Here is an 18,346-nt window from a genome sequence, read left to right as displayed (position 1 = left end):
CGAGCGCGGCGATCTCACGCTCGATCGGCGTCTGCCTGTTCGTCCCCGTCAGCCGGTGAAGCCGGCGCCGCCTCATTGCCGTATGCCTTGGACGCCCGCATCACCAGCGCGACCACGGTCCCGCGGCCCGGCGCGCTCGTGATGCGCAGCCGCGCGCCCAGGCCCTTCGCCCGCTCGCGCATCGAGGCCAGCCCCAAGTGTCCGGGCCGTCCCTGCGCCGCCAGTGCGGGGAGCATGCCGGCGCCGTCGTCGCGCAGCGTCACCCGCAACCACCATCCGCCGAAGCGCCAGCTCATCGTGATGCGGTCCGCATGCGCATGCCGGAACGCGTTCAGCAGCGCCTCGCCGAGGATCAGCCGCAGCTCGTCCCTCACCTCCGGCCGCAGCGGTCGCTCCCGGCCCACCGTCACCAGATGGAACTCGCCGTCGTAGTCCCGCGCCAGTTGCGCGGCGATGTCCTCCAGCTCGCGCGGCAGGCTGCTCCCGGTCTCGCTGGCGCCGCGCAGCGCCATCACGCGGCGGCGGCTTTCGTCGAGCACCTCGTCGGCCATCACCAGGTCGGCGTCGATGGCCTCCCTCACCGGATGGGCCGTGGGCAGCTGCGCCGAGTGCGCCTCGACGCGCAGGATCAGCCCCTGCACGCCCTGCAGCAGCGTGTCGTGCAGTTCCCGGGCGATGCGCTCGCGCTCGGCCATGCGGGTGCGCATCTGCTCGCGGGCGCGCCGTGCGGCCTGCCGCAGCCGCAGCCGGTGCAGCCCCCAGGCGAGCGCCGCCGCGGCCGCCACGCAGAGCGCGCGGAACCACAGGGTCTGGTGGAAGGCGGCGGGGATCTCGATCTCCTGCACCGCCTCCTCGCGCGCGGCCAGGCCGTCGTTGTTGAGCGCCAGCACGCGGAAGCGGTAACGCCCCGGGCTGAGGCTGGTGTAGACCGTCTCGCGCCGCCCGCCCGCTTCGCGCCAGCGCGCGTCCACGCCCTCGAGCCGATAACGGAAGCGCACCCGCTCGGGCACCGCCAGGCTCGCGGCGGAGAAGCGCAGCTCCATCATGTCCGTGAGCCGCGGCAGCACGAGCGGCGCGCCGACCGGGTACTCCGCGCCGCCCGCGCGCAGCCCGGTGATCCGCACCACCGGCGCGACCGTGTTGCGGCGTGGCTGCAGCGGGTCCAGCCAGGCGACGCCGGTCGTCCCGGCGAACCACAGGCGGCCGTCCCGGCCCTCGACCACGCTCGGCTGCGGCCAGAACGAGGTCGCGCTGCCGGGATAACCGTCGAGCGCGTCCAGCACCTCCAGCGCCAGCGGCTGACGCGGATCGGCGAGAAAGCGCTCGAGCGCCTCGCGGCGCACATGCACCGCGCCCTTGCGCGCGTTGAGCCACAGGTCGCCATTCGCCGTCTCGACGATGCCCGACACACCGGCCAGCGTCTCCTGCCCCTCGGCGACCAGCAGAATGAATCGATCGCCGCGCAGCAGGCTCACGCCGAAGTCGCCGGCGATCAACAAGCGCGTGCGCCCCGCGTGGACATGCCGTACGTCCCCGACGTCGACGCCCTCTTCCGGCCCGAAGCGCGTGGCCTCGCCATCGCGCCAGCGCCACAGCTGGTTGGCCTGCAGGCCCAGCCAGAGCGTCCCGTCCGCGGAGGCGGCGACGGCCGCCTCGATCGGACCGGCCACGCCCGGCAGCGTCAGCGGCGTCCAACTGCCGCCTTCCCAGCGCTGCACGCCGGCCCGCTGGAAGGCCACCAGCACGCCGTCCCCGCTCGGCACGATGCCGTTGATCCAGCGCTCCCCGAGCGCCGGTGGCCGCGGCACCTCCGTCCAACGCGCGCCGTCGCGACGCCACAGCCCGCTGGGCCCGCCCATCCACAGCCGCCCGGCGCGGTCGCGCCCCATCGCGGTGACCTGTCCCTGCGGCCCGGCCTCGCGCTGGCCCTCGCCCGCCGGGCCGGCCATGCGCCACAGCGTCGATGCCACCGGCGAATACGCCGACACCATCACCGCGCCGTCCGCCTCGGCCGACAACGCGTAGTTGCTGGTCGCGCGCGGCATCGGCGCCGGCACCAGCGGCGAGCGGCGGAAGCGGTCGAGCCCGCTCTTGGTCGCCACCCAGAGGCTGCCCTCGGCATCCTCCAGGATCATCATCCCGAAGTCACCCGACAGCCCTTCCGGCGCGGCCATGCGCTCGGGCTCGCCGGTCAGCGGCACGCGGTCGCCCTCCAGCGGCCACGGCAAACGACGGCGGCACAGCCCGGCCGGGCAGTACACGGTCCAGAGGTTGCCCTCGCGATCGGCGATGGTCGACGACCCGCGCCGCGTCGCGAGCAAGGGATCGCGGGTGAGCGGCGCCTGCGACACGGCAGGCGCCTTGCGCATCTCCTGCGGGTGGACGAACCACATCTCGCCGCGGATCACCTGCAGGCTGACGGCGCCGGTGCAATCGCCGACCGGACGGAAGCGCGTCTCCCCCTGCGGCAGCGCCAGCAGCCGCTCGTCGTCGCACACCCACACCGTGCCGCGGCCATCGGCCACCACGCCATCGATCGCGCGCGTCGGCACGCCGTGCTCGGGGCCGATGCGGGTCCAGCTCGTCCCGTCGAAGCGGAACAAGCCGGTCGGGCTGCCCGCCCAGACCGTGCCTCCCGAGCCCTCGGCGATGAAGCGGATGCGCATTGCGGCGACGGCTTCGTCCTCCGGCACGCGCCACACCTGGCCGCCGCGAATCCGCACCAGGCCGCGCGGGAAGAAGGCCGCCCAGAGATCGCCGTTGGACATTGCCACCAGGCGCCCCACCGCCGCGGAGGGGAAGAGTTCCGGCGGGTTCGGCCGGAAGCGCTCGAAGCGCACGCCGTCGAAGGCGGTCAGCCCGTTCGGCCCGCCCATCCAGAGCAAGCCGTCGGGGGTCTGGGCCATCGCCCAGGTCTCCATCGGCACGCCGTCGGCGGCGGTCCAGGCGCGGTGATGGAACTGCTGCAGGTGCAGCGTGCGGTCCAGCGCCCAGGCCGGCCGGCCGCCGGCCAGCAAGCAGGCCGCCAGCAGGGCGGGCAGCAGCCAGGCCATCCACGCCGGCACGGCACGCGCCGCACGCTCGGCGCGGCGGGTCGAAACGGGCTTCGGGCGGGGCGGCGTCATCGGGCCGGAACGCTATCAGAACTTGGCGGCGGCGCCGTCGGTCGGGGATGGTCGGGCGATCAGCGCGCGAGGCACGGGATCGCGCGCCGGGCGCTAACTCTTTCGAGGGAGGGCGCGGGACCTTGCGCAGGCGCGGGAGGGGCTGCTGCGGCTACGCTTCGGCCCTGACGCTTCCGACCCGAGCCCGCGTGATCGATCCCGCCCCCACCTCCCCGGCCATCACCGTGATGGCCGTCGATGACCATGCGCTGATGCGCAGCGGCATCGCGTCCGTCATCGATGCCGAGCCCGACATGCGCCTGGTGGCCGAGGCCTCGACCGGGCTGGAGGCGGTGGCGCGTTTCCGCCAGCACCAGCCGGACGTCACGCTGATGGACCTGCGCATGCGCGATATGGACGGCATCGAGGCGATGACGGCGATCCGCCGGGAGTTTCCGCAGGCGCGGGTGGTGATCCTGACCACCTTCGCGGGCGACTTCCAGGCGGTGCGGGCGATGAAGGCCGGCGCGAGCGGCTACCTGCTCAAGGGCCTGATGCGCACCGAGCTGATCGAGACCATCCGCGGCGTGCATGCGGGGCAGCTGATGGTGCCGGCGGTGATCGAGGCCGCCATCGCGGAGCACGCGGGCAGCCGCACGCTCTCGCTGCGCGAGACGCAGGTGCTGCGCCTGGTGGCGCTGGGCCACGCCAACAAGGAAGTGGCCGAGAGCCTGTCGCTGACCGAGGAGACGGTGAAGGTCCACATGCGGACCATCCTCGGCAAGCTCTCCGCGAAGGACCGCACCCATGCGGTCACCATCGCGCTCAAGCGCGGAATCATCGAGCTCTGAATCAGAAGTACTTCACGCGGTTCAACAGATCGATCTCGATCCGGCGGTCGCGCGACGCCTCTTCAGCGGCTTGACTGACTCGCCCCGGTCCGGAGCTGACCAGACGCAGAGGAGATGCCTCTGCCTGACCGCGCCCCCACTTCGCGAGCGACGCGCCCGGGGCTTCAGGTTGCAGCTCGGGGAACAACGGAATCTGTTGAGAGTCTTGATGCTTGCTCATGTCGAAGCTCGTTTCGAGAGGCGGCTGATGAACTCAGGCACATCAAGGTACGGCGAGGAAACCCGAGGATTCTAGTTCTCGCAACGCGAGGCCCTCGAGCGTCGTGACCGCCTCCAGGGTGACCGACGTGACGGGAACGCCGATCGGGAACACTCGCATCCGCCCCGTGCGAGCATCCTTCCGACCCAACCCACCTTCACTGAAGAGTTCAAGGAAGCGGACCGGAGCGACGCCATCGAACGGCACGATGCGGACCTTGGCTTCATCGCTCTCGATTTCGGTGATGGCGTCCGCATGGAGCCGGGTCGCCAGGCTCTTGCGGTACGGCTCGATGAAACGGACTTCCCTGATGCCCGCCGCGATGATGTGGCGGGCACAGGAGTGACACGGATACGTCGTCACGAACAGTTTCCCGCCGCGCACGCGCCCGCCGGATGAATGGCCCGCGTTGAGCAGCGCATGCATCTCCGCATGGACTGCGCGGGAGAACTCGATCAGTCCGCGCACCTCGGAGGACCTCCTCAAGCGGGTGACGACCTCTTCGATCTTTCCGGCTTCCACGATGCCTTCCAATGCCTGCGCCAGTCGTTCGGCGATCTCCGTCTTCTCCTCGTCGTTCCAGCACTTGCCGCCATCCTTGTTCCAGCAACGATGGTCAACGTAATGGGACTCGTCGGGTCGGCCGTGCGCTTCATACAAGCCGCCGAAGGCCCGCGGGACGTCGTTCCAGCCGACGGCCAGGACGTTGCCATCGGCTGCGGTGATGGCGGCTCCGACCTGTCGGGAAAGACACGCGGAGTTCCTGGCTGCGGAGTGCGCCTCATACATCGCGCGTTCATTGGCCGACGGCGTGATGATCTTCACCCCCAGGAGCAGATCGAGATAGCGGCTCAGGCTGCCACGGATCTGATCGTCCGTGCCATCGCTGATCCGGAGGAAGAAATCCGCTTGGGGGAAGACGTCGCGCACGCTCTGTCCGTTGGCGAACTCTTCCCCGGAATCCCGGTCGATGAGCTTGAAGACCTCGCCCATGTCACCCAGCTTCTTCTGCAGGTGCTGCACCCGCGAGGCCAGCGGCGCGTGGACGCTGATCACATGAAGCAATCGCCCGTACACCGAGCGCAGGAGCTCCAGCTCATCGGTGTTCTTGATGGAGTCGATGATGTGGCAATGACGGACCACCGGCGTCGGCACCACCGCTGCCGGTGCGGGCTCCACGCCGCTCAAGGTCATCTGCGAGTGGTCGGGGGCTTCCTCCTGCCGCTTTCGAACCATCGCGATCTTCCGTATGGCCAACTGGGCAAGCACGGAGTTGCCGTACTTCAGCCGGAGGTCGTTGCCCGCGTCGATCAGGTTCTGGATCGAGCTGGCTGCGCCCAGCTGCGAACGCGCCTTGATGAAGTGACTGAGCCGGATCTCGTCGACCACCTTGTAGTCGTAGGACTTCTCGAGCAGCTCCTTCAACGTGGCTGACACCTGATGGAGCGGCGTCCCGAGCGGACCGCAGAGCGCGATCACCAGTTCGGGCGTGATCGCTTCGTCGATGCGCCGTTTGGCGTCGAAGCGCCTGGGGTCGTCTTTGTCTGATGCTGATGCCTGCGGCAACAGCGACACATTGCTTCCCGCTGCCATTCGGGTCCCCCTTGTCCGAGTCCCCTGACTCGAATTGTCATGGGCCTCTGGCCCAGCTTTTTTCGGGACTTTATCGATAGACATCGTCTGAGACCTCCCCTCAAACCCGTGGTGCAGATTGGATGAGCGAAGAACTCTAGGCGGCGCTGAAGCGTTCCGGGCTGCGGCATCTGTGTATGCAATGCCTGCCGCGCCCTAGATACGAGTCAGACGCCGACAGAACACCATCACTGTCGATGGAAATCTCGAAGCTGGACGCTGTGATCCTCCGTGTTGACGGCAGTTCGCCGAGAAGAGCATCGGCAGTTGCCATCACGATCACCATTGCGAAGCAGGCGTGTGCCCGTCAAGAGCGGGACCATCGAACCATGATCCCGCGCCCGCCCGTTCATCCGACGGTGAAGCTCACCTCGATGTTCCCCCGCGTCGCCAGCGAGTACGGGCAGATCTGATGCGCGCCGTCCACCAGCGCCCACTTCTGTGCCTCGGTCAGGCCGGGCAGCACCACGTGCAGCTTCGCCGCCAGCGCGAAGCCGCCGTCGGCGGTCGTGCCGAGCGAGATGTCGGCCTCGATGGAGGCGTCGTCGGGCACGCGGATCGGCTCGGCCGTCTTCACGCGGCGCATCGCGCCCATGAAGCAGGCGGACCAGCCCACCGCCAGCAGCTGCTCGGGGTTGGTGCCCGGACCGCCCGAGCCCGGCAGGCTCAGCCGGACATCGAGCGCGCCGTCGCTGGACTTGCCGGTGCCATCGCGGCCGCCGGTGGTCAGCGTGGAACCGGTGTAGAGGACCTTGTCGATCGTGCGGGTCATGGAGAAATCCTTCGAAGTCGGAAAGTGGAACGAAAAGCAGGGGCGTAGACGGCAGCGGCGGGTTCGGGGCTCACCACTGCGCGACGTCGATGACGGCCTTGGCGAAGTCGGCCGGCGCTTCCTGCGGCAGGTTGTGGCCGATGCCGCCGGTCAGCGCGCGGTGCTCGTACTTGCCGGTGAAGCGCGACCGGTAGGCGGCCGCCGGCGGATGCGGCGCGCCGTTGGCATCGCCCTCCAGGGTGATCGTGGGCATCGCCACGGTCTTCACCTGCGCTAGGCGGATCTCGAGCGGCTCGTACTGCGGGTCGGTCTCGGCCGCGCCGATGCGCGAGCGGTAGTTGTGCACCACCAGCGCGACATGGTCCGGGTTCACCAGGTTCGCGGCGCTGCGCTCGAAGGTTGCGTCGTCGAAGTTCCACTTCGGCGAGGCCTGGTGCCAGATGAAGCGGGCGAAGGCCTTCAGGTTCTTCTCGTAGCCGATGCGGCCGCGCTCGGTGGCGAAGTAGTACTGGTACCACCACGTGAACTCGTCGGCCGGCGACAGCGGCGTCAGCGCGGTGGTCCGGTCCAGCACCAGGAAACCGCTCACCGACACCAGCGCCTGGCAACGCTCGGGCCACAGCGCGGCCATCACGCAGGCATTGCGCGCGCCCCAGTCGCAGCCGCCGAAGATGGCCTTGCGGATGCCCAGCGCGTCCATCAGCGCGATGCCGTCCGCCGCCAGCGCGGTCTGCTGCGCCGAGCGCATCGTGGCGTCGGAGAGGAAACGCGTCGTGCCGTAGCCGCGCAGGTGCGGCACGATGACGCGGAAGCCCTGCGACGCCAGCATCGGCGCGACGTCCTCGTAGCCGTGGATGTCGTAGGGCCAGCCATGGAACAGCATCACCGGCGTACCGTTGCGCGGACCGAGGTCGATGTAGCCGATGTTCAGCGGGCCGGCGTCGATCTGGCGCATCGGGCCGAAGGCGGCGCGGCCGACGGCGGTCGGGGCGGCGGTGGCGGCGGTCGCCGGGCCGGTCAGCCCGCCCAGGGCCAGGCCGGCACCGGTCGCGGCGGCGAGCGACAGGAAGTCGCGGCGGTTCGTGTCTGCGGTCATGGGAGTCTCCTGTGGCCGGCTCAGTCGGCGGACTTCGCGGCGGTTTCGATCAGCGCGGCGACCTCGTGGGCATGGCTGACCATCGGCACGTGCGACGCGTTGGGGATCACGACGGTGCGGCGCGCATGCGCGCGCTCAGCCATCCAGGCCATCGCGGCGGGCGGGATGTTCTTGTCCGCGGCGCCGTAGACGAAGTACACCGGGTGGTCCTTCCACGCGGTGCCCTGGCTGGGTTCCTTCAGCGCCGCCTCGGCCACCGGGCGCTGGCCGACGGCCATCAGGCGCGCGGCATCGGGCTTCACGTCGGCGGCGAACTGGTTGCGGAACTTGTCCTGGTCGATGTACAGGTCCACGCCGCCCTCGGGCAGCGGCACCGGCGCGGCCAGTGCCTCGCCCAGCGTGCTGCCGGGGAACTTGCCGGCCAGCTCGACCACCGACTCGCCCTGCTCGGGCGCGAAGGCCGACACATACACCAGCGCCTTCACCCGGGCGTTGCCGGTGGCGGCATTGCTGATCACCGAGCCCCCGTAGGAGTGCCCGACCAGCACCACCGGCCCGGCGATCTTGTCGAGCAGGCTGGCGGTGTAGCGCGCGTCGCCGGAGACGCTGCGCAGCGGATTGGCGACCGCGACGACGGGATAGCCCTTGCCGCGCAGCTCGCCGGCCACGCCGTTCCAGCTGGAGGCGTCGGCGAAGGCGCCGTGGACCAGCACGATGGTGGGCTTGGCGCCGGCGGGCGCTGCGTCCTTGGCGAGCGCGGGCCCGGCGGCCGTCAGCGCGACCGTGACGCCCAGCGCGGCGAAGGCGCCCAGCGCGGCCGAAGCGCGGGAGCGGAGGGAACGGGACGAAGATGAAGACATGGTGGCTGCCTCTGCAGGATCGGGTGGAGGTCGGCGGAACCCCTGTCCCGCCGCTGTCCGCCATCAGAGCAGCGCCGCCCTGCGCGGCAAATTGAACCTGCGGGCGCGCCGCCCCCTACCTGTGTATGGTCCGCGGACCGTGGACAACCCGGTTGCCGCTGGCCGCCGCCCTGCGTATCATGAGGCGATTCATGTAGTGCCCGCTACATGAAATCGCATTCAGGACATTCATGGCTCAGAAGAAGCAGACCCAGGCGGTGCGCGGCACCGGCGTGCGCGAGGCCGCCGCGCAGGCCACCCGCGACAGCATCCTCAAGGCGGCGACCAAGGTGTTCGCGCGCTATGGCTACGACGGCGGCAGCATCGAGAAGATCTCCAGCTCGGCCAAGACGCACGACCGGATGATCTATTACTACTTCGGCAGCAAGGAGGGCCTGTTCATCGCGGTGCTCGAGGGCATCTACGACCGCATGGACCGGGCCGAGGCCACCTGCGCGCCGGACACCGCCGACCCGGTCGCGGCGCTGAAGACGGTGATCCGCTTCAAGATCGACTACTACCGCCGCCACCCCGAGTTCGTCACGCTGCTCAACACCGAGAACCTGCACAAGGGCAAGCATGTGGCCAAGTCGGAGAAGGCGGTGGAGTACTCGTCCACCGCGGTCGACCTGATCCGCGACATCCTCGATGCCGGCGCCGCGCAAGGCCTGTTCCGCGCCGACCTGCGCCCGCGCGACGTCTACCTGCTGATCGTCTCGACGGCCTATTTCTTCACCTCCAACCGCCACACGCTGTCCGCCTTCCTGGGCGAATCGCTGGAGACGCCCGAGGCCGTCGCCGCCTGGGAGCGCTTCGTCACCGACAGCGTGCTGCGCGTCGTGCGCGCCGATGCGGCGTCGCTTCCGCTCACGGCCTGAACCGACGGCGCGATCGCGCCGCGCGTTCAGCGCAGCGCTCCATGGGCGCGCACGGGGATCGCGCTTTCCCGGATCGGGTACCCCGTTCGAGGTAGGGCGTCGCCGTCGCGGTGGACATCGATGCCAGCGGGCGTTCGCGAGGCGCATCGCGACTTGTAGGATGAATTCATCCGGTCCGGCACGTGGCCCGTGCCCCCTGCGCGCGAGCGCCGCGCGTGCCAGGACGGGCCCCCGGCCGACTGCCCCGATGACCTACTTCCGTCCCACCTCGCTGGAGGACGCGCTCGCCGCGCTGGCCGAGCCGCTGCCCTCGCCGCGCCGCGTCCTGTGCGGCGGCACCGATGCCTACGCCGATCCCGGCGCGCGGCCGCCCGCGGGCGGGTGGATCGACATCAGCCGCCTGGACGCGCTGCACGGCATCGCGCCACGCGACGGCGAGCTGCGCATCGGCGCCGCGACGAGCTGGGACGCGATCGAGCGCTGCGCGCTGCTGCCGGCCTCGCTGCGCGAAGCGGCGCACCAGGTGGGCTCGCGCCAGATCCGCGTCGCGGGCAGCGTGGGCGGCAACCTCTGCCACGCGGCACCGGCGGCGGATGGCGTGCCGCCGCTGCTGACGCTGGACGCCTGCGTCGAACTGGCCAGCCTGCGCGGCGTGCGCCGCCTGCGGCTCGATGAATTCCTGCTCGGCCGCCGCCGCACCGCGCTCGCCGCCGACGAGCTGCTCACCGCCATCCTTCTTCCCGCCGCCGCGACCACCGGCCGCACCGCCTTCCTGAAATGCGCCAACCGCGATGGCACCGCGCTGGCGGTGGTCTCGGCCGCGGTCCGCCTGCGCTGGTCCGGGCGCGGCGTCGTGGCGCAGGCTGCCGTGGCGGTCGGCGCGGCGTCCGAGGTGCCGGTCCGCCTGCGCGCGCTCGAGGAAGGTCTGGAAGGCGCCCGGCCCGAGTCCCTGTCGTCGCTGATCCGCGAGAGCCGGCTGCCCGAGCTCGCGCCGATCGACGACGTGCGGGGTTCCGCGAGCCTGCGCCGTCACCTGGCGCGCGTCGCCGTCGAACGCGCCTGCGCGCGCTGCCTGCAGGAGGCCATCGATGGCGCCCCGCGTGATCCGACCTGCCCGCGTGCGGCGAGTCCGAGTCCGAGCTTGAGCGCGACGGCGCCGGGCTGTGTCGAGATCAACGGCCACCCACACCGCTTGCCGACCGATCTGTCGCGCACCGCGGTCGACTTCCTGCGCGAGGACCTGCGGCTGCGCGGGACCAAGGTCGGCTGCGGCCAGGGCGACTGCGGCAGCTGCACGATCGTCGTCGACGGCGAGCCGCGCTACGCCTGCGTGACGCCGGTCGCGCAGCTCGACGGCCGCCGCGTGACCACGGTCGAGGGCCTCGCCACGGCGAGCCCCTGCGGCGCGCGCCTGCAGCAGGCCTTCCTGGCGCACCAGGCGGTGCAATGCGGCTTCTGCATTCCCGGGATGCTGATGGCGGCCTCGGCGGCGATCGACGCCGGCGAGGTGCGCGACCGCGCCGGCGCCTGCGCCGCGATCGACGGCGTGCTGTGCCGCTGCACCGGCTATCGCAAGATCGTCGACGCGGTGACCGAGGTCGGCACCGGCGCGGCACCGCGCCCGCTCACGCCACCGCCCGGTGCCGGCGAGGGCGCGGCGGTCGGCCGTCCGCTGACGCGCCTGGACGGGCCCCAGAATGTCGACGGCAGCCAATGCTTCGGCGCCGACGGCATTCCCGCCGACAGCCTCTACCTGCGCGCGGTGCGATGCCCCTTTCCGCGCGCGCGTTTCGTGCTCGGCGACCTCGACGCCTACCTGCGCGCCCACCCCGGCCTGCATCGCGTGCTGACGCATGCCGACGTGCCGGGCCGCAACCTGCATGGCATCGCGCCGGCGTATGCCGACCAGCCGGTGCTGCCCGCCAGCGAGGCACGCCACCACCTCGAAGCGATCGCGCTGGTCGTCGGCGAGCGCGCGGCCGTCGCGGCGCTGGACCTCGCCGGCTTCCCGGTCGAGTGGGAGCCGCTGCCCGCCGTCTTCACCGTCGACGAGGCCGCCCGCCCCGACGCCCCGCTGCTGCATGCGAACCGCGCCGGCAACCTGCTGGTCGAGGGCCGCGTGCTGCGCGGCGACGCCGCCGCCGCGCTGCGCGAGGCCGCGCACGTGGTCACCGGCCGCTTCGCATCGAGCTTCGTCGAACACGCCTACCTCGAGCCCGAGGCCGGCTGGGCGCGCCGCGTCGGCGACACGATCGAACTGCATTCGCCGACGCAGGCGCCGCACCCGCACCGCGAGGACCTGGCCCGCGTGCTGGGCGTGCCGGAGCCGCGCGTGCGCGTCGTGCCGACCGCCGTGGGCGGCGGCTTCGGCGGCAAGCTGGACATGACGGTGCAGCCGCTGCTCGCGGTCGCCGCCTGGCACCTGGACCGACCGGTCGCGATCGTGTTCAGCCGCGAGGAGTCGATGGCCTCGTCGACCAAGCGCCATCCCGCCCGCATCGTCTCGACGATGGCGGCCGGCAGCGATGGCCGGCTGCGGGCCGTCGAATTCGAGGGCGACTACAACACCGGCGCCTTCGCCTCCTGGGGCACGGCCGTCGCCAACCGCGTGCCGGTGCATGCGGGCGGCCCCTACCGCCTGCCGCATTACGCGGCCCGCGCGCGCGCCATCCACACGCATGTCACGCCGGCTGGCGCCTTCCGGGGTTTCGGTGTGCCGCAGACGACGATGTCGCAGGAACAGCTGATCGACGAACTGGCGTTGAAGGCCGGCTGGGATCCGCTCGAATTCCGCGCGCTCAACGCGCTGCGGCCCGGCGACACGCTGCCGACCGGTCAGCTGCTGGACGACAGCGTCGGCCTGGTCGAGTGCCTCGATGCGCTGCGACCGCGCTGGACCGAGGCGCTCGCGCGGATCGCCGCGCGCAATGCCAAGGCGCCGCCGCAGCGGCGTCACGGCGTCGGACTGGCCGCGTTCTTCTACGGCTGCGGCAACACCGGTACGCCCAATCCGTCGACGGTGCGCATCGGCGTGCGGCCCGACGGCACGCTGGTGCTGCATCAGGGCGCCGTCGACGCCGGCCAGGGCTCGAACACGGTGATCCCGCAGATCGCGGCCGACGCGCTCGGCGTGCCGGTGGGCCGGCTCCACATCGTCGGGCCCGACACCCACCTGACGCCCGACTGCGGACGCACCTCGGCCTCTCGCCAGACCTTCGTGACCGGACGGGCAGCCTTCCTGGCCGGCACCGCGCTGCGGCGACGCATCCGCGCGCTGCTGAACGCCGCCGAGGACGCGCCAGTCCACTTCGGCGAGGGCTGGGTCGGCGCGGGCGACGCGCGCCTGCCGCTGCGCGAGCTGCCGCTGGATGCCCATGGCTACGCGCTGTGCGCCGAGGAGCGCTTCGATCCGCCGACGCGCTCGCTGGACGCCGCCGGCCAGGGCCGCCCCTATGCGACCTACGCCTTCGGCGCGCAGATGGCGGAGGTGGAGGTCGACCTCGAGACCGGACGCGTGCGGGTGCGACGGGTGGTCGCGGCGCACGACGTCGGCCGGCGCGTCAACCCGACGCTGCTTGAGGGCCAGATCGAGGGCGCGGTGGCGCAGGGCGTCGGCCTGGCGCTGATGGAGCAGTACCTGCCCGGCCGCAACAACAACCTGCATGACTACCTGATCCCGACGGTGCATGACGTGCCCGAGGTCGAGGTGCTGTTCGTCGAGGCCCCGACGCCGATCGGGCCCTACGGCGCCAAGGGCATCGGCGAGCCGGCGCTGGTGCCGACGGCCGCCGCGATCCTGAACGCGATCCACCACGCCACCGGCGCGCGGGTGCGCGAGGCGCCGGCCACGCCGGACGTCGTGCTGCGCGCGCTGGCCGCCGCCGGCCGCGGCTTGCCGCTCGCTCCCGGTGCCCGGTGATGCGCTGGATGCTTCGATCTCCGTCGATCCGCCGCGCCTCGCGGGCGCCGGTGGCGATGCCCGCCTCCCGGAAGGAATGACCCGGTGATGTCCGACACCCACCTCGCGTCGCCGTCGCGGCGCCACCGTTGGCTGGCCCTGCTGCCGGTGCTGCACGCGCTGGCCGGCGTGACCGTCGCCAACCGCGTGCAGCCCTTCGTGCTGGGACTGCCGTTCTTCATGGCCTGGACCATCGCCGGCATGCTGCTGACCGCGCTGGTGATGGCGGCGATCTACCGCCTCGACCCCGCCAATCGCGGCGACGCGGAAGCGGCGGCGGAAGTCGGCGACGACGTCAGCGAGCACATCAGCGGGCACCGCAGCGGCAATGGGAGCGCCAGCGCCCAAGCCGGGAGCGACGCATGAACGCGGCCACCGTCATCCTGCTGCTGACGCTGGCCTTCGCGCTCTGGACCGGCCTGCGGGCGCGACGCGGCGTCACGATGGACCTGGCCCAGTGGAGCGTCGGCGGGCGCGGCTTCTCCGCGTTGCTCGTGTTCGTGCTGATGGCCGGCGAGCTCTACACCACCTTCACCTTCCTGGGCGCCAGCGGCTACGCCTACGGCCACGGCGGCGCGGCGCTCTACATCCTGGTCTACACCTGCCTGGCCTTCGTGATGTCGTACTGGCTGCTGCCGCCGATCTGGCGCTTCGCCAGGCGGCATGGCGCGATGACGCAGCCCGAGGTCTTCGCGCGGCTCTACGACAGCCCGGCGCTGGGCCTGCTGGTCGCCGTGGTCGCGCTGCTGGCGCTGGTGCCCTACCTGGTGGTGCAGATGAAGGGCCTGGGCCTGATCGTCGAGCTGACCTCCTACGGCACGCTGTCGCCGGCGACCGCGGTCTGGATCGGGGCCAGCGTCATGACGGTCTACGTGATGCTGTCGGGCATCCACGGCTCGGCGCTGACCGCGGTGGTGAAGGACGTGCTGGTGCTGCTGGTCTGCGTGTTCCTGGGGCTCTACCTGCCCTACCACCACCATGGCGGCCTCGGCCCGACGTTCGAGCGCATCGAAGCGGCGCGGCCCGGCTTCCTCGCGCTGCCCGCCGAGGGCCGCAACGCCGTGTGGTTCAGCTCGACGGTGGCGCTGTCGGCGCTGGGCATGTACCTCTGGCCGCATGCGTTCAGCGCCGTGTTCACCGCGAAGTCCGAGCGCAGCTTCCGCAAGAACGCGGTCGTCATGCCGCTGTACGCGCTGGTGATGCTGTTCTCGATGTTCGCCGGCTTCGCGGCGGTGCTGGAGGTGCCGGGCCTGAGCGGCGGCCAGATCGACCTGGCGCTGCTGAAGCTGTCGCTGAAGACCTTCGACCCCTGGTTCGTCGGCGTCATCGGCGCGGCCGGCATGCTCACCGCGCTGGTGCCGGGCTCGATCATGCTGATCTCGGCCTCGACGCTGCTGGCGCGCAACCTCTACCGGCCGCTGTTCCCGCGCAGCGACGATGCGCGGCTGGCCGTCGTCTCGCGGCTGGCCGCGCCGCTGCTGACCCTGGTCGCGGTGCTGCTGACGCTGGGCGGCGGATCCAGCATCGTCGCGCTGCTGCTGATGGGCTTTGGCATCGTCACGCAGCTGGCGCCCGCGCTGCTGGCGGCGCTGGTGGCGCCGCGACTCGCCAGCCGGCATGGCGCGATCGCGGGCCTGCTGGTCGGCGTCGGATTCGTCGCCTTCACCGTCGTCACCGGCGCGACCACGCGCACGCTGCTGCCCAGCGCGCCCGGCTGGGTGCACGACCTCAACATCGGCATCGTCGGGCTTGCGCTCAACCTGGTGGTGATGCTGGGCGTCAGCCGGCTGGCGCCAGCGCGCGGCGCACCCAGTCCTCGAGTTCCCCTGCGTCGACCGGTTTCTCGATGACGCACAGCGCGCCCTGCCCCATCGCGCGCTCGCGCACCGACGGCGAGGTCAGCGCGGTGATGAACACGGTGGGCACGGCCAGGCCGTCGCGCTGCAGCCGCGCCAGCAGCCCGATGCCATCGAGGCGGGTCATGTGGATGTCGCAGACCAGGCAGCCGACCCGCGGCGCCACCTCGTCCTCCAGGAACTCGATCGCGGACGCGTAGCTGCGCGCCTCCCATCCGACCGCGCGCACCAGGCTGCTGGTGGCGGCGCGGACGAAGGGATCGTCGTCGACGATGGCCACGAGCGCGCGCGGCGGCGCCGACGGGTGGCCGATGCCGGGCATCAGGCGGCCTCGCGGATCACGCCGATGGCCTGCATCTTGCGCACCAGCTCCGCCACCGAGCGCGAGCGCATCTTGCGCATCGCCTGCCCGCGGTGGATCTTGGCGGTGATCTCGGCGATGCCCATCTCGCCGGCGATCTGCTTGTTCATGCGCCCCGAGGCGACATGCCCCAGCACCTCGCGCTCGCGCGGCGTGAGCGAGGCCCAGCAGCCGCGCACGTCGTCGAGCGCGCGCTCCACCGCCAGCCGGCGCGCATCCGCGTCCAGCGCGGCGACGACCGCATCGATCATGTCCTGGTCGCGGAACGGCTTCTCGAGGAAGTCGCGCGCGCCCGCCTTCATCGCCCGCACCGTCATCGACACGTCGCCGTGGCCGGTCATGAAGATCACCGGCATCGGCCCGAGCCCGCGGCCCGCCATCGACTGCTGGAAGGCCAGGCCGCTCTCGCCGCGCAGGCGCACGTCCAGCACCAGGCAGCCGGGCCCGGTGCCCTTGGGCGCGGCGAGGAAGGCGGCGGTGGTCGGGAAGTCGCGCACCTCCAGGCCCATCGAGCGCAGCAGGCTGGCGAGCGAGCCGCGGATCAGGTCCTCGTCGTCGACGATGTAGACGGTGCGGCGGGCGGCCGCATCCGCGGTCGCCACGGCGGGAGGGCCGGGTCGGAGGGACGATGGGATCAGGGACTGCATGACGGACACCTCGATGCGCAGGCGCGCAAGGTAGCAGAAGCAAAGGCGCCAGGGACGCCCGCGAGGGCGTCCCTATACGCATGTATGAGCGGGCGCTCAGCCGAAGGTGAAGGCATAGGCGCGCACGCCGGGGTCCAGGAAACGGATCTCGAGGCGCCGGTCGCGCACCGCGCCGCGCTGGCGCACCAGCTGGTAGAGCCGGCTGGCGTTCACGCGCCCGCGACCCTGCGCATCCACGTCCAGGCCGTGTTCCTCGCCGGGCGGCTGGCCGTCGATCGTCAGCACGAAACGCGCGCCGTCGGGTGGCCCGGCCATCACCAGATGCAGGTCCCGCGCATGGAAGCGGATCGCGATCGCGCCGGCACCGCCCGGGCCGCCCACGCCGGCAGGGCCGCTCGCATCGGTCCCGGTCGTCATGCCGCCCAGCTGCGCGAACTCCGGCCCCACGGTCCAGATCCCCGACAGCGCCCATTCGTTCAGGCCCAGGCGCCCCGCCGAGTAGCGCCGCGGCTGGTCGCGCAGCAGCGGCTCCGGCGAGGCCATCGCGTTGGCCTGCGCATACCCGAGGTAGCTTTCCGGCGAGCGCAGGTTGTCGAGGTCCGCCGGCATGCCCACGCCGCTCAGGTCGGTGCCGGCGCGCGCGGCCGACGGGGCGGTGCCCGACGGCATGGCCTCGCGCAACAGCGCCTGGATCACCTGCTCGGTGGCGTCCGCGCCGTCCTCGCCGAACTGGTGATGGCGCAGTCGCCCCTGCGCGTCGACCAGGTAGATCGCCGGCCAGAAGCGGTTGCGGTACGCGCGCCAGATCCGGTAGCCGTCGTCCAGCGCGATCGGGTAGTCGAGCTTCAGGTCCTTGGCCGCGCGCGTCACGTTGGCCGGGTCCTTCTCGAAGGCGAATTCCGGCGAGTGCACGCCGATCACCACCAACCCCTGCCCGGCGTAGCGCTGCGCCCAGGCGCGGACGTGGGGCAGCGTGCGCAGACAGTTGATGCAGGAGTAGGTCCAGAAGCTGACGACGACGACCTTGCCGCGCAGCGCCTCGAGCGCCAGCGGTGGCGAGTTGAGCCAGCCGGTGGCGCCCGCGAAGCCGGGCGCGACGCCCTCGACGGGCGGCGCCGCGACCGGGCGGCCTTGTGCGACGGCGGGCACGCCGGTCGACAGGCCGGCGGCCATCGCGACCGCCGCGAACAGGCGCCGCGGCGGCGCGACGGCGCAGGCGCCGGCCGCGAGTCCGAGCGCCAGCGCGCAGGCGCCGACGGCGATCAGGGCCAGCGTCTCCATGGCCGTCAGCCCTGGCGGCCCAGCGCCGTCACCAGCGTCTGGTAGCGGCCATCGCGCTTGAGCGCCTCGTAGCGCGCGCGGGCGGCGGCGTAGGCGGCGGTGTTGGCGGACGGCTCGCCCTCGCTGCGATCGAAGGCGGCCAGGCCGGATTCGCGGTAGATCTGCAGGTCGGCCAGCACCTCGGCGCGACTGAGCGGGCGGTCCATCATGTCCATCATCGTCAGCTCGTCGTAGCGCTCCCGCGCGGCCAGCAGCGCGGCGGAGGTGTTGGACTCCTCGCCATCGCGGCGCTCCGCGTCGGCCAGGCCGGAGTCACGGTAGACCTTCAGGTCCTTGAGGACATCGGCGCGGCTCAGCGCCTGCATGCGGGACACCGGCAGGCCGCGCAGCGCCAGGTAGCGCCGGCGCGCCTCCCGCCAGGCCGCGGTGCCGACCTGCGACTGCGAGTCGTCGCGCTCCAGCGCGGCCAGGCCGGACTGCTGGTAGGCGGCCAGGTCCTGCTCCACCTGCGCGCGGGTCACCGGCGCGGCGGCGGCGGGTTCGCCGGCGAAGGCGACCGACATCAGACCGGCCAGCAAGGCGCCACCGAAGGTGAGGGCCAGCACCAGGCGTTGCGGCTGGAAGCGCGGACGGAAAGTCATTGGGGACGGATTCATCTGGAACTCCTTGGATCGGGGTTGCCCGGCGGCACGGGCCCGCCACCCTGTGCGGCGGACCGCCGACGGGACGGCGGATCGCGGTGCGCCGGGTCC

15 protein-coding genes are annotated in these 18,346 nt (G+C 71.8%); 5 read left to right on the top strand and 10 right to left on the bottom strand.

Translation table 11 applies throughout. The features are described 5' to 3' along the window. Positions 1-14: 14 nt before the first annotated feature. Positions 15-3,125, bottom strand: a complete 3,111-nt coding sequence (locus tag FHT37_RS20955; protein WP_183484091.1) for a sensor histidine kinase — start codon at positions 3,123-3,125, stop codon at positions 15-17. A 227-nt stretch (positions 3,126-3,352) separates the two neighbouring features. Between FHT37_RS20955 and FHT37_RS20950 the strand changes: the two genes are divergently transcribed. After that, positions 3,353-3,955, top strand: a complete 603-nt coding sequence (locus tag FHT37_RS20950; protein WP_091731098.1) for a response regulator transcription factor — start codon at positions 3,353-3,355, stop codon at positions 3,953-3,955. Between the two features lies 1 nt (position 3,956). Here FHT37_RS20950 and FHT37_RS20945 read toward each other — a convergent pair whose 3' ends face one another. The 5 genes from FHT37_RS20945 to FHT37_RS20925 form a co-directional block, all read right to left on the bottom strand. Beyond that, entirely contained in the window at positions 3,957-4,175 is a 219-nt protein-coding gene (locus FHT37_RS20945) for a hypothetical protein (protein ID WP_147241913.1), read from the bottom strand. 42 nt (positions 4,176-4,217) lie between these two features. Further along, a complete protein-coding gene (locus FHT37_RS20940; RefSeq protein WP_183484088.1) occupies positions 4,218-5,807 on the bottom strand; it encodes an anti-phage dCTP deaminase in 1,590 nt (529 codons plus the stop codon). Between the two features lie 388 nt (positions 5,808-6,195). Next, positions 6,196-6,618, bottom strand: a complete 423-nt coding sequence (locus FHT37_RS20935; protein ID WP_183484085.1) for an organic hydroperoxide resistance protein — start codon at positions 6,616-6,618, stop codon at positions 6,196-6,198. Between the two features lie 70 nt (positions 6,619-6,688). Beyond that, a complete protein-coding gene (locus FHT37_RS20930; protein ID WP_183484082.1) occupies positions 6,689-7,714 on the bottom strand; it encodes an alpha/beta fold hydrolase in 1,026 nt (341 codons plus the stop codon). A 20-nt stretch (positions 7,715-7,734) separates the two neighbouring features. Continuing rightward, a complete protein-coding gene (locus FHT37_RS20925) occupies positions 7,735-8,574 on the bottom strand; it encodes an alpha/beta fold hydrolase (RefSeq protein WP_183484079.1) in 840 nt (279 codons plus the stop codon). Positions 8,575-8,804: 230 nt separating this feature from the next. Here FHT37_RS20925 and FHT37_RS20920 point away from each other — a divergent pair, with 230 nt between their 5' ends. From FHT37_RS20920 to FHT37_RS20905, 4 genes are all read left to right on the top strand, one after another. Further along, on the top strand, positions 8,805-9,491 hold the full coding sequence (locus tag FHT37_RS20920) for a TetR family transcriptional regulator (protein WP_147241837.1): 687 nt from the start codon (positions 8,805-8,807) through the stop codon (positions 9,489-9,491). A 247-nt stretch (positions 9,492-9,738) separates the two neighbouring features. Next, a complete protein-coding gene (locus FHT37_RS20915) occupies positions 9,739-13,410 on the top strand; it encodes a molybdopterin cofactor-binding domain-containing protein (protein ID WP_183484077.1) in 3,672 nt (1,223 codons plus the stop codon). Positions 13,411-13,497: 87 nt separating this feature from the next. Then, on the top strand, positions 13,498-13,815 hold the full coding sequence (locus FHT37_RS20910; protein ID WP_183484074.1) for a DUF3311 domain-containing protein: 318 nt from the start codon (positions 13,498-13,500) through the stop codon (positions 13,813-13,815). Next, the gene (locus FHT37_RS20905) at positions 13,812-15,299 is read left to right on the top strand and encodes a sodium:solute symporter (RefSeq protein ID WP_183484071.1); all 1,488 of its coding nucleotides are present in this window, start codon (positions 13,812-13,814) and stop codon (positions 15,297-15,299) included. The genes FHT37_RS20910 and FHT37_RS20905 overlap by 4 nt, the downstream gene beginning before the upstream one ends. On the opposite strand, the gene FHT37_RS20900 is transcribed toward FHT37_RS20905, so the two are convergent. From FHT37_RS20900 to FHT37_RS20885, 4 genes are all read right to left on the bottom strand, one after another. Then, the gene (locus FHT37_RS20900) at positions 15,229-15,627 is read right to left on the bottom strand and encodes a response regulator transcription factor (protein ID WP_091731060.1); all 399 of its coding nucleotides are present in this window, start codon (positions 15,625-15,627) and stop codon (positions 15,229-15,231) included. The genes FHT37_RS20905 and FHT37_RS20900 overlap by 71 nt on opposite strands. Then, positions 15,627-16,313 (bottom strand): response regulator, encoded by a 687-nt coding sequence (locus FHT37_RS20895; protein WP_183484068.1) that lies wholly within the window; start codon positions 16,311-16,313, stop codon positions 15,627-15,629. Before FHT37_RS20895 ends, FHT37_RS20900 begins: the two co-directional genes overlap by 1 nt. Before the next feature lie 96 nt (positions 16,314-16,409). After that, positions 16,410-17,594, bottom strand: a complete 1,185-nt coding sequence (locus tag FHT37_RS20890; RefSeq protein WP_183484065.1) for a thioredoxin family protein — start codon at positions 17,592-17,594, stop codon at positions 16,410-16,412. A 5-nt stretch (positions 17,595-17,599) separates the two neighbouring features. Next, entirely contained in the window at positions 17,600-18,250 is a 651-nt protein-coding gene (locus FHT37_RS20885) for a DUF4148 domain-containing protein (protein WP_183484062.1), read from the bottom strand. Between the last annotated feature and the right edge of the window lie 96 nt (positions 18,251-18,346).

It is taken from the genome of Mitsuaria sp. BK037 (assembly GCF_014193045.1).
Classification (GTDB): Bacteria; Pseudomonadota; Gammaproteobacteria; order Burkholderiales; family Burkholderiaceae_C; genus Roseateles.
The sequence above is the reverse complement of the archived record's forward strand: the minus strand, read 5'-3'. Positions and strand labels throughout refer to the sequence as shown.

Bases quoted from the DNA above. Each gene is read 5' to 3' on its own strand.
- FHT37_RS20955 (WP_183484091.1), bottom strand. From the start codon at position 3,125: ATGACGCCGCCCCGCCCGAAGCCCGTTTCGACCCGCCGCGCCGAGCGT.
- FHT37_RS20950 (WP_091731098.1), top strand. From the start codon at position 3,353: ATGGCCGTCGATGACCATGCGCTGATGCGCAGCGGCATCGCGTCCGTC.
- FHT37_RS20945 (WP_147241913.1), bottom strand. From the start codon at position 4,175: ATGAGCAAGCATCAAGACTCTCAACAGATTCCGTTGTTCCCCGAGCTG.
- FHT37_RS20940 (WP_183484088.1), bottom strand. From the start codon at position 5,807: ATGGCAGCGGGAAGCAATGTGTCGCTGTTGCCGCAGGCATCAGCATCA.
- FHT37_RS20935 (WP_183484085.1), bottom strand. From the start codon at position 6,618: ATGACCCGCACGATCGACAAGGTCCTCTACACCGGTTCCACGCTGACC.
- FHT37_RS20930 (WP_183484082.1), bottom strand. From the start codon at position 7,714: ATGACCGCAGACACGAACCGCCGCGACTTCCTGTCGCTCGCCGCCGCG.
- FHT37_RS20925 (WP_183484079.1), bottom strand. From the start codon at position 8,574: ATGTCTTCATCTTCGTCCCGTTCCCTCCGCTCCCGCGCTTCGGCCGCG.
- FHT37_RS20920 (WP_147241837.1), top strand. From the start codon at position 8,805: ATGGCTCAGAAGAAGCAGACCCAGGCGGTGCGCGGCACCGGCGTGCGC.
- FHT37_RS20915 (WP_183484077.1), top strand. From the start codon at position 9,739: ATGACCTACTTCCGTCCCACCTCGCTGGAGGACGCGCTCGCCGCGCTG.
- FHT37_RS20910 (WP_183484074.1), top strand. From the start codon at position 13,498: ATGTCCGACACCCACCTCGCGTCGCCGTCGCGGCGCCACCGTTGGCTG.
- FHT37_RS20905 (WP_183484071.1), top strand. From the start codon at position 13,812: ATGAACGCGGCCACCGTCATCCTGCTGCTGACGCTGGCCTTCGCGCTC.
- FHT37_RS20900 (WP_091731060.1), bottom strand. From the start codon at position 15,627: ATGCCCGGCATCGGCCACCCGTCGGCGCCGCCGCGCGCGCTCGTGGCC.
- FHT37_RS20895 (WP_183484068.1), bottom strand. From the start codon at position 16,313: ATGCAGTCCCTGATCCCATCGTCCCTCCGACCCGGCCCTCCCGCCGTG.
- FHT37_RS20890 (WP_183484065.1), bottom strand. From the start codon at position 17,594: ATGGAGACGCTGGCCCTGATCGCCGTCGGCGCCTGCGCGCTGGCGCTC.
- FHT37_RS20885 (WP_183484062.1), bottom strand. From the start codon at position 18,250: ATGAATCCGTCCCCAATGACTTTCCGTCCGCGCTTCCAGCCGCAACGC.